Raw genomic sequence first — 10,579 nt, forward strand, 5'->3', positions numbered from 1 at the left:
CCCGCCGGCCCGCTCCCACCGCCCACAACACACCAACGCCCCGCAGGACCACATCCCACGGGGCGTAAGCGAAAAAGCAGAAAGCGGAAAGCGGAAAGCGGAAAGCGGACGCTGAACGCAGAACGCGAGACTCAGCCCGCGATCGAGACCGACGGCTCGCCCGAGGGGATGCCGTCCTTCTCCATCTGTTCGGCGATCTTCAGCGCCTCCTCGATCAGGGTCTCCACGATCTTCGACTCGGGGACGGTCTTGATGACCTCGCCCTTGACGAAGATCTGGCCCTTGCCGTTGCCGGAGGCGACGCCGAGGTCGGCCTCGCGGGCCTCGCCCGGGCCGTTGACGACGCAGCCCATGACCGCGACGCGCAGCGGGACCTCCATGCCTTCGAGGCCGGCGGTCACCTCGTCCGCGAGCTTGTAGACGTCGACCTGGGCGCGGCCGCAGGACGGGCAGGAGACGATCTCGAGGCGGCGCTGCTTGAGGTTCAGGGACTCCAGGATCTGGAGGCCGACCTTGACCTCCTCGGCCGGAGGAGCGGACAACGAGACGCGGATGGTGTCGCCGATGCCCTCGGAGAGCAGCGCGCCGAAGGCCACGGCCGACTTGATGGTGCCCTGGAAGGCGGGGCCCGCCTCGGTGACGCCGAGGTGCAGCGGGTAGTCGCACTGGGCGGCGAGCTGACGGTAGGCGTTGATCATCACGACCGGGTCGTTGTGCTTGACCGAGATCTTGATGTCCTGGAAGCCGTGCTCCTCGAAGAGCGACGCCTCCCACAGGGCCGACTCGACGAGCGCCTCGGGGGTCGCCTTGCCGTACTTCTTCAGCAGGCGCGCGTCCAGCGAACCGGCGTTGACGCCGATACGGATCGGGGTGCCGTGGTCCTTCGCCGCGTGGGCGATTTCCTTGACCTTGTCGTCGAACTGCTTGATGTTGCCCGGGTTCACACGGACCGCCGCGCAGCCCGCCTCGATCGCCGCGAACACGTACTTCGGCTGGAAGTGGATGTCCGCGATCACCGGGATCTGCGACTTGCGCGCGATCGTGGCAAGCGCGTCCGCGTCGTCCTGCGTCGGGCAGGCGACGCGCACGATCTGGCAGCCGGACGCGGTGAGCTCGGCGATCTGCTGGAGCGTGGCGCCGATGTCCGAGGTGCGCGTCGTGGTCATCGACTGCACCGAGACAGGGGCGTCCCCGCCGACTGCCACGGTGCCGACCTGGATCTGCCGCGAGCGACGGCGCTCGGCGACAGTGACCGGCACGGACGGCATTCCCAGAGAAATCGCAGTCATCTGCTGTGCAACCCCAAGGTGTGGAGGTGTGGATCATGGTCCCGGGATGGGCGGGCTCCAGCGTTCGAGATTACGCCACGGCCGGTGGGCCGGGCACATCGCCGTGGGGCGGGCCACCCGCCGGGGGCGACGAATAGGAGCCCCCGGACACCCCGGGATACCCCAGCCCTCTTGATGCCCGGCCCACCACCATCTTCGGCGGCCGCCGTGAACTGCACGTGATCAGCTGATGGTGACCGGGTTGACGATGTCGGCCACAAGGACCAAGAGCGTGAAGCAGATGAAGATTCCGGCCACCACATAGGCGACGGGCATCAGCTTCGCGACGTCGAACGGACCCGGGTCGGGCCGCTTGAACAGCTTGGCCAGCTTCCGCCGCAGCGACTCCCAGAGCGCACCCGCGATATGGCCGCCGTCGAGCGGCAGCAGCGGGAGCATGTTGAACAGGAACAGGGAGAGGTTGAAGCCCGCGACCAGGAACAGCATCATCGCGATCTGGTTCTCCGGCGGGATGTCCAGGGTGAACACCTCGCCGCCGACGCGGGCCGCGCCGACCACGCCCATCGGGGAGTCCTGCTTGCGCTCCCCGTCGCCGAAGGCGGCGTCCCACAGGTCGGGGATCTTGGAGGGCAGGGCGATGAGCGACTCGACGCCGTTCTGCATCATCTCGCCCATACGGTCCACGGATTCACCGAAGGACTGCTCGACGATGCCGGACGCGGGCGTGAAGCCGAGGAAGCCGGCGTCCACGTACTTGCCCTCGACATAGCCGCCGTCGCCGTCGGTCTTGCTGACCTGGTTCTTGATCAGGGTGGCGTGCAGTTCCTTCTTCGCGCCGTCCCGCTCGACCGTGATGGTGGCCGGGCCGATCGTGTCGCGGATCTTGGACTGGAGCGCCGACCATTCGGTCACGGGAACGCCGTTGAACGCGACGATCTTGTCACCGGCCTTGAGGCCCGCAGCCTTGGCGGGGGTCTCCTGGTCGGTCTTGCGGCAGGTGTCGCGCTTGACGCTCTCGCTCGCCGTGATCACACAGTCGGAGACCCTGCTGACCGTGGTCGTCTGCTCGTTCCACCCGAAGGTCATCAGGACGCCGAGGAAGATCGCGACGGCCAGGATCAGGTTCATGAACGGCCCGGCGAACATCACGATGACGCGCTTCCAGGGCTTGCGCGTGTAGAAGAGCCGCGTCTCGTCGCCCGGCTTCAGCTCCTCGAAGGCCGCCGAGCGCGCGTCCTCGATCATTCCGCGCCACGGCGAGGTGGACCGCGCCTCGAGCTTTCCGTCGGGGCCCGGCGGGAACATGCCGATCATGCGGATGTAGCCGCCGAGCGGGATGGCCTTGATGCCGTACTCGGTCTCGCCCTTGTTGCGGGACCAGATGGTCGGCCCGAAGCCCACCATGTACTGCGGTACGCGGATCCCGAACAGCTTGGCCGTGGAGAGGTGCCCCAGCTCGTGCCAGGCGATCGAGAAGAGCAGCCCGATCACGAAGACGACTATGCCGAGGATCATCATCAAGGTCGTCATGCACGAGCCTCCGCGGTCGCCTGGTTGTTCTCCGTACGGGAGGTGAGCCCCGCCAGTTCACGGGCCCGGGCGCGTGCCCAGGTCTCCGCATCGAGGACGTCCGCGACGGTCAGGGAAGTTCCCGATCGGGGTGTGCCGTGTTCGGCGACGACCTCCGTGACGGTCTCCATGATCCCGTTGAACGGCAGTGAGCCCTTGAGAAAGGCCTCCACGCACTCCTCGTTGGCGGCATTGAACACCGCCGGAGCCGTGCCCGCGAGCTCCCCCACATGCCGGGCGAGCCCCACCGACGGGAAGGCCTCGGTGTCGAGCGGGAAGAACTCCCAGCTGGACGCCTTGGTCCAGTCGAAGGCGGGCGCCGCGTCGGGGATGCGCTCGGGCCAGCCGATGCCGATCGCGATCGGTCCGCTCATGTCGGGCGGGGTGGCCTGGGCGAGGGTCGAGCCGTCGGTGAACTCGACCATCGAGTGCACGTAGGACTGCGGGTGGACGACGACCTCGATGCGGTCGAAGGGGATGTCGTAGAGCAGATGGGCCTCGATGACTTCGAGTCCCTTGTTGACGAGTGTCGCGCTGTTGACCGTGATCACCGGGCCCATGGCCCAGGTCGGGTGGGCGAGCGCGTCCTCGGGTTTGACGTCCGCGAGCTCCGCCTTCGTACGGCCTCGGAACGGGCCCCCGGACGCCGTCACCACGAGCTTGCGCACATCGGCGCGGGTGCCGGCGGCGAGCGCCTGGAACAGGGCCGCGTGCTCGGAGTCGACCGGGATGATCTGCCCCGGCTTGGCGAGCGCCTTGACCAGCGGGCCGCCGACGATCAGCGACTCCTTGTTGGCGAGCGCGAGGGTGCGGCCCGCTTCGAGGGCGGCGAGGGTCGGGGCGAGTCCGATGGAGCCCGTGATGCCGTTGAGCACGGTGTGGCAGGCGGACGCGGCGACTTCGGTGGCCGCGTCGGGGCCGGCCAGAATCTCGGGGAGCGGCTCGGAGCCCTCGTACTGAGCGGCGAGCGCTTCGCGCAGTGCGGGTACGGCGGCCTCCTGCGCCACGGCGACGGTGCGCACCTTCAGCCGGTGCGCCTGCTCCGCGAGGAGTCCGACCCGGCCGCCGTTCGCGGACAGGGCCGTGACCTGGAACCGGTCCGGGTTGCGCAGGACGAGGTCGACGGCCTGCGTGCCGATCGAGCCGGTGGAGCCGAGGATCGCGAGCTCACGTGCTCCGTCTTCGATGGAGACGGGATCGAAGACGAGATGCGGATCGGCGAGGGGGGCTGGGCTGTCGCTCATTCCCCCATTGTTGCCCCATCTCCTGTGGTCCCAGGACCGGGTGTCACCTTTCCCCTACGTATGGATCACTCCCTTCCGGACGGACGGCTGCCTTCTGCGCTCCTTCTACGCCCCTTCTACGCCCCTTTCTTGCGGGCGAACACGGTGTACGGGCCGACGTCCCGGCGCGCGAAGTCCCGCGCGGAGAAGAGGGCGGCGGGCAGCGTCGTGGGCAGGCTGATGCGGTTGGGCTGGTGCGGGTAGTTGTCGCGGCCGAGGTCGATCGCGTACGCGTGCGGGGGCTCGTCCGTGTGCGGGATCGCGTGCGAGGCGCGCCGCAGGACGAACACATCGGGTGCGTCGTACGGGCCGTGGTCGAGGCGGGCGGTGAAGGCGGCGGGGTCCGTGAGGCGGGACCAGGCCCGGACCTCCTCGGTGCGGCCGGCGAAGTCGGCGAGCGGGTGGGCGTACACGGGTTCGGCGGTGAGGTAGCCGTGGTAGGCGGCGCCGGACATGAGGCGCCAGTTGTCGGTGAGGACGGTCAGCTCCTGGGGCGGTCGGCCGGTCTCCCGCGCGATGGTGCGGATGAGCTCGGCGGGCGGGCGCGGGCCGTAGGCGGTGTCGAATTCGTGGCGCAGCGCGTCCGGGACGGTCTGGACGGCGCTGAGGGCGAGCACCGCCGCGACGGCGGCCACAGCAGCGGGCCTGACCCGTTCGCGCCGCCACCGCAGCGCCTCGGCCGCGGCGAGTACGCCCGAGGCGTACAGCGCGGCGAAGAGCACGGGATGGACGCGGAAGGAGAGCAGGCTCGCGCCGGCCAGGACCGCCAACTGGCTCAGGAGACACCACAGATAGCAGGCGGCGACGAGGGCGAGCAGGGCGCGGGCGAGGGCGTCGCGGTGGGCGCGGGCGAGCAGCCAGACGGTGCCGGCGAGGCAGAGCGCGCCGGTGACGGAGGGCTCGGTCATCGGCAGCGGGAAGGACGTCTGCTGCACCGGGATGTAGCGCAGGGCGGGGTTGGGCGGCATTCCGGCGGGGAGTGCGGCGGCGAGGTAAGGACCCCAGACGATCAGCGCGAGCGGCAGGGCGACGGCCGCCACCGCGCTCAGCCTGAGCAGCAGGGCGCGCGGTCCGCGGCGGCGCAGGAGCGTGAGGGCCATGAGGGTCAGGGCGAAGGCCCAGAACGCGGCGAGCAGGGTGTAGGTGAGCGCGGCGATCCCCAGGTAGAGCCCGCAGCCGGCCAGGACGGCGCGCGGGGCGCGGCGGGCCGCGAGGGCACGGTGGGCGAGCACGGCGAGCGGCGGCATGGGGGCGGCGACGATCCACGCGTACGGCTCGTGCACGCCGAACGCGGGGGCCTGGAACGCGCTGAGCAGGGTCGCGACGGCGAGCGGCAGGGCGAGGCGGGGCGTCACGATCCGGGACCAGAGCCCGTAGGCGAGCGCCGTGCCGAGCGCCACCGTGGTGATCGCGGCCGGCTTGTACGCGGTCCAGCCCTCGGCGCCCGCGAGGTGCGCGGCGCGTCCGGTGAGCCAGAACCAGGCGGGCGGGTACAGCGGGGGCAGCCCGTCGAAGGTGACGTCCGCGAGCCCGGCCTCGGCGGCGTAGCGCGTCACGTACTGCGTACGGAACTGGTTGTCGCTGGTCAGTCCGCCGAGGAACAGCGGGGTGCCGTGCAGGGGCAGTGCGAGGATGCAGCCGGCCAGGGCGCCGAGGAGGGGGTACGCGGCGAGGCCTGGCCGCCCGCGCAGGGTGAGCCGGGCCAGCGCGGCCAGCAGGACGGCGGTCGAGGTGGCCGTGGCGACGGTGTCGGCGCGGGTGGGCTCGGCGATGGGGAAGCGGGCGGCGGCGAACTGGACGGCGAGGGCGGCCAGTACGGCGAGCGTGGCGCCGAGCGCGAGCCCGGGCCCGAGGCGGCGGCGGGCCCAGGGGACCACCGAGTCGAGGAGCCAGGGCCATGCATCCAGCCGCCCTTGATCACATGCGTATCTGCGTCGAGCAGTACATGCCCGCCGACCGCCGGCTCACAGTGGTCGACGTGGGATCCCAGATCGCCGCGCAGTCCCTGAACCACCGCATGGTGCTCGAGGACCGTGACATCGACTACATCGGGATCGACATCGAAGCCGGCGAGAACGTGGACCGGGTGATGCCCCGGCCGTACACCTTCCCGGTCAAGTCGCGCAGCGCCGACTTCGTGATCTCCGGCCAGGCCCTGGAGCACATTCCGTTCCCCTGGGTGACGATGATGGAGATCGCGCGCGTCCTCAAGCCCGGCGGGCGGGCGTTCATCACCGTCCCCTCGCGGGGCCATGAGCACTACGGCCAGGACTGCTGGCGCTACTACCCCGACTCCTTCCGGGCTCTCGCCGCGTACGCCAAGCTGCGCATGGTGGAAGCGCACACCGACTTCCCGCCGCGCCTGGAGGGAAGCCGGCGCTACGACTACGCGCGGATCGACTACCGGCGCAATTACTGGGGCGACAGCGTCGGCGTCTTCCGCAAGCCCAAGGGCTACCCCGAGAAGCGCATGACGCTGGTGCGCGCCTTCAGCCGCCTGTACGCCAACCACGTGGGCGGTCTCCAGGACGTGCCGAGGCCCAAGGCCAACCCCGCGCGCGGGCGCAGGCCCGTCACGGGCAGGCCCGGCGCGAAGGTCTAGGAGCCTGGACGCGCCCTGTCACCAACTCCCCTCACCCGGCAGGGGCTTCAGCGGATCGGCCGGTGCACGTTGTCCAGTTTCGACGGGCCCGGGGTCGCGTCCGCGATCCAGGGGCCGTCGCCGCTCAGGTCGACGATGCCCTCTTCCAGCCAGCCGTACGTGCCGGACAGGACGCCCTTGACCACCTTGCGGTCCAGGTCGTCGGTGTTGCTCCACAGGCGGTTGAAGAGTTCGTCGACGCGGATGCGGGACTGGCGGCAGAAGACGTCGGCCAGTTGGTAGGCCTCGCGGCCGTAGTCCTCGGTGGTGCGCAGGAGTTCGGCCCGTACGCAGGCCGCGCTCATCGCGAAGAGCTCCGCGCCGATGTCGACGATCCGGCCCAGGAAGCCCTGTTTGGTCTCCATCCGGCCCTGCCAGCGCGACATCGCGTAGAACGTGGAGCGCGCGAGCTTGCGCGAGGCGCGTTCGACGAAGCGCAGGTGCGCGGAGAGGTCGGCGTGCCCTTCGGGATGGAACTCCCCGTACGTACGCGGAAGTTGTCCCGGTCCGGCGACCAGCTTCGGCAGCCAGCGGGCGTAGAAACCGCCGGCCTTCGCGCCGGCCTTCGCCTTGTCGGAGAGGGATTTCTCCGGGTCGATGAGATCGCCGGCGACCTTGAGGTGGGCGTCCACGGCCTCGCGGGCGATGAGCAGATGCATGATCTCCGTGGAGCCCTCGAAGATCCGGTTGATACGGAGGTCGCGCAGGACCTGTTCGGCGGGGACGGCCCGTTCGCCGCGGGCCGCGAGGGACTCCGCGGTCTCGAAGCCGCGGCCGCCGCGGATCTGGACCAGTTCGTCGGCGATCAGCCAGGCCATCTCCGAGCCGTACAGCTTGGCGAGCGCGGCCTCGATCCGGATGTCGTTGCGGTCCTCGTCGGCCATCTGCGAGGACAGGTCGAGGACGGCTTCGAGGGCGAAGGTCGTCGCGGCGATGAAGGAGATCTTCGCGCCGACCGCTTCGTGGTGCGCGACCGGCTTGCCCCACTGCTCGCGCTCCCCCGCCCACTCCCGCGCGATCTTCAGGCACCATTTGCCCGCGCCCACACACATGGCGGGCAGCGACAGACGGCCGGTGTTGAGGGTCGTCAGCGCGATCTTGAGGCCGGCGCCCTCGGATCCGATACGGCTCGACGCGGGGACGCGGACCTGGTGGAAGCGGGTGACACCGTTCTCCAGGCCGCGCAGGCCCATGAACGCGTTGCGGTGCTCGACCGTGACGCCCTCGGCGGCGGCCTCCACGACGAAGGCCGTGATCCCGCCCTTGTGGCCCTCGGACTTGGGGACGCGGGCCATGACCACGAGAAGGTCGGCGACCACTCCGTTCGTGGTCCACAGCTTCACGCCGTCGAGAACGTAGTCCTCGCCGTCGGGGACCGCGGTGGTGGCGAGGCGGGCCGGGTCCGAGCCGACGTCCGGTTCCGTGAGCAGGAACGCGGAGATGTCGGTGCGGGCCAGGCGCGGCAGGAAGGTGTCCTTCTGCTCCTGCGTCCCGAAGATCTTCAGCGGCTGCGGCACCCCGATCGACTGATGCGCGGAGAGCAGCGCGCCGAGGGCCGGGTTGGCGGAGCCCACCATCGCGAGGGCCTTGTTGTAGTAGACCTGCGTGAGGCCGAGCCCGCCGTACTTCGTGTCGATCTTCATGCCGAGCGCGCCGAGCTCCTTGAGCCCGTTGATCACCTCGTCCGGGATCTTCGCCTCGCGCTCGATCCGCGCCCCGTCGATCTTCGTCTCGCAGAAGTCCCGCAGCTTGGCGAGGAATTCCTCACCGCGCTGGGCGTCCTCGTCGGCGGGCATCGGGTGCGGATGGACCAGGTCGAGGCGGAAGCGGCCGAGGAACAGTTCCTTGGCGAAGCTGGGCTTGCGCCAGTCCTGTTCGCGGGCGGCCTCGGCGACTTGGCGGGCCTCGCGCTCGCTCACGGACGGTTTCGGTTGTGCTGCGCTCATCCAGGCTCACCTCGCCGCGAAGAAGGCTTCCGGGTCGATTGACCCGATCTTGCCCTGGTCGGTTACTGGCTGGTGCTACTGGATCGTTGGTACCCGATTCGTCCCCTGTCCACCAGTCCTCGCGCAGTGATCGGCGTCCGGGCGGTGACTCAGGCGGTGTCTCACGCGCCGTTCAGCGGAAGCACGGTGAGGGTGGTGCCGCGGCTGATGTACAGACGGTTCTTGTCGGCCATGTAGCGGATCGCGCCGGTGGGTTCACTGGGCATTGTGTACGTCCAGGCCGTCTTCATCGTCCTGGGGTCCACGGCGATGGCCGCGAGATCCGCGGTCTCCGCGAGCGGCGGAAAGAGATACTTCCCGGCCGGATACGGCGGCATCGCGGGCGGCGGCGCCAGCGGGACCGTCGACTTCCAGCGCCAGGAGGTCCCCTTGCGGGCCCGCTTGCGTGTGCCGCGCTTGACCACCCACATCTCGCGGCCCAGGAAGGCCATGAACAGCTCGTCCCCGTCGATGGTCGCCGCACCGTAGTTGGTCCGGCCCTTCTGCTCCTCCCGCAGGCCCTGCTCCGCCTCCTCCGGGTCGACGCTCCACACCGTGCGTCCGGTCGCGATGTCCAGGACCAGACAGCCGCGGCCGCTGATCACGACGGTCCGGTGGTCGGTGGCGATGGCCCGGCGGGCGTCGCCGGTGAACGGATCGACGTAGGTGTGATCGGTGGAGAGTTCGCGCCGCCACAGCGGTTTTCCCGTCGCGGTGCGGTACGCGGTGACCGCGTCGGTCTCCAGGAGCACGGCGTAGCGGTCGTCGCCCGACATGTGCCCGATACGGGCCGGGCTGCGGCCCAGGGAGCGGCGCCAGATCACCTTGCGGTCCTTGACGTCGTACGCGACGAGACCCCGGTCGAGCTCCTCGGGAGGTGTCGCCGGATCGGCGCCGGGGGCATGCCCCATGACGATGACGAGGCGGTCGCTGCTGCCGATGATGGGCAGCAGCATCCGGCGCGGGTCCAGGCCGAGCGGTCCGGAGATCCAGGTGCGTCCGTCGGCCGCCTCGATCACCGCGAGCCGGCCGTCGGGCTCGTCGGTGGGCTGGACGACGGCTCCGGCGCAGGGGATCGGGGCCGAGCCGACGCCGGCGCGGGCGGTCCAGCGCGCGGTGCCGCTCTTGGCGTCGATGCCGATCACGGTGCCCTCGTCGGAGCCCGCGGCGAGCACGAGGTCGCCGAACGGCAGCGCCGGTACGTACACCTTGTCGCTGAGGTCTCCTCGGTACGTCCACAGCGGCTGCGGCGCACCGCCCGTGTCGCGGGACGGCGAGCTCCGGCTCGGCTTCGGGGCGGGCCCGCCGACCGGGCCCGAGTCGTCCTTGACGGCCCACCAGGCGGCGCCGCCCGCTCCGGCCACGGCGAGCGCCGCGGCGCCGGCGAGCAGGGCGCGGCGGGTGGGGCGCGCGGGCCCCGGGGCCTGCGCTGTGTGCCGTCGTACGCCGATGCTTCCCGCGTAGGCCGTACGCGCCCCGATGTCGGCCAGCACCGCCGGGGGCAGCCGGTCGCCGAACCAGCCGCCGGCGCCCGCCAGTTCACGGATCTCGGCGGGGGTGGGGCGGGCGGCCGGTTCGCGGGCCAGGCAGGCGGTGACCAGGGGGCGCAGGCCGTCGGGTACGGAGTCGAGCCGCGGCTCCTCGTGGGCGATCCGGTAGAGGACCTCGGCCGGCTCGCCCTCGCCGCGCGGCGGCCGCCCGGTCGCGGTGAGGACGAGCAGGGCGCCGAGGGCGTAGACATCGGTGGCCGCGTCTCCGGCGCTGCTGCCGGTGGCTTGTTCGGGGGCCATGTAGGCGGGGGTGCCGGGGCGG

General features: G+C 70.7%; 7 protein-coding genes. 1 reads left to right on the top strand and 6 read right to left on the bottom strand.

The window, feature by feature from the left end:
- Positions 1–131: 131 nt before the first annotated feature.
- From ispG to G6045_RS35505, 4 genes are all read right to left on the bottom strand, one after another.
- A complete protein-coding gene (gene ispG / locus G6045_RS35490) occupies positions 132–1,289 on the bottom strand; it encodes a flavodoxin-dependent (E)-4-hydroxy-3-methylbut-2-enyl-diphosphate synthase (RefSeq protein WP_165336332.1) in 1,158 nt (385 codons plus the stop codon).
- 222 nt (positions 1,290–1,511) lie between these two features.
- Entirely contained in the window at positions 1,512–2,819 is a 1,308-nt protein-coding gene (locus G6045_RS35495; RefSeq protein WP_165336333.1) for a M50 family metallopeptidase, read from the bottom strand.
- Positions 2,816–4,102: a 1-deoxy-D-xylulose-5-phosphate reductoisomerase gene (gene dxr / locus G6045_RS35500; protein WP_165336334.1), complete on the bottom strand. Its 1,287-nt coding sequence runs from the start codon at positions 4,100–4,102 to the stop codon at positions 2,816–2,818. The genes G6045_RS35495 and dxr overlap by 4 nt, the downstream gene beginning before the upstream one ends.
- 116 nt (positions 4,103–4,218) lie before the next feature.
- Complete coding sequence (locus G6045_RS35505; protein WP_165336335.1) at positions 4,219–6,018, bottom strand: arabinofuranosyltransferase; 1,800 nt, start codon at positions 6,016–6,018, stop codon at positions 4,219–4,221.
- A 20-nt stretch (positions 6,019–6,038) separates the two neighbouring features.
- On the opposite strand from G6045_RS35505, the gene G6045_RS35510 reads away from it, so the two are divergent.
- Entirely contained in the window at positions 6,039–6,743 is a 705-nt protein-coding gene (locus tag G6045_RS35510) for a methyltransferase domain-containing protein (RefSeq protein WP_165336336.1), read from the top strand.
- A 47-nt stretch (positions 6,744–6,790) separates the two neighbouring features.
- On the opposite strand, the gene G6045_RS35515 is transcribed toward G6045_RS35510, so the two are convergent.
- Both G6045_RS35515 and G6045_RS35520 read right to left on the bottom strand, forming a co-directional pair.
- Complete coding sequence (locus G6045_RS35515) at positions 6,791–8,728, bottom strand: acyl-CoA dehydrogenase family protein (protein WP_165336337.1); 1,938 nt, start codon at positions 8,726–8,728, stop codon at positions 6,791–6,793.
- A gap of 161 nt (positions 8,729–8,889) precedes the next feature.
- On the bottom strand, positions 8,890–10,579 hold a 1,690-nt coding region (locus G6045_RS35520), incomplete at its 5' end, for an outer membrane protein assembly factor BamB family protein (protein ID WP_206344616.1).

It is taken from the genome of Streptomyces mesophilus, from assembly GCF_011044995.1.
Lineage (GTDB): Bacteria > Actinomycetota > Actinomycetes > Streptomycetales > Streptomycetaceae > Streptomyces > Streptomyces mesophilus.

What these genes read in the sequence shown, in the direction of transcription:
- ispG (WP_165336332.1), bottom strand. Translation starts at nt 1,289, where the DNA reads ATGACTGCGATTTCTCTGGGAATGCCGTCCGTGCCGGTCACTGTCGCC.
- G6045_RS35495 (WP_165336333.1), bottom strand. Translation starts at nt 2,819, where the DNA reads ATGACGACCTTGATGATGATCCTCGGCATAGTCGTCTTCGTGATCGGG.
- dxr (WP_165336334.1), bottom strand. Translation starts at nt 4,102, where the DNA reads ATGAGCGACAGCCCAGCCCCCCTCGCCGATCCGCATCTCGTCTTCGAT.
- G6045_RS35510 (WP_165336336.1), top strand. Translation starts at nt 6,039, where the DNA reads ATGCATCCAGCCGCCCTTGATCACATGCGTATCTGCGTCGAGCAGTAC.
- G6045_RS35515 (WP_165336337.1), bottom strand. Translation starts at nt 8,728, where the DNA reads ATGAGCGCAGCACAACCGAAACCGTCCGTGAGCGAGCGCGAGGCCCGC.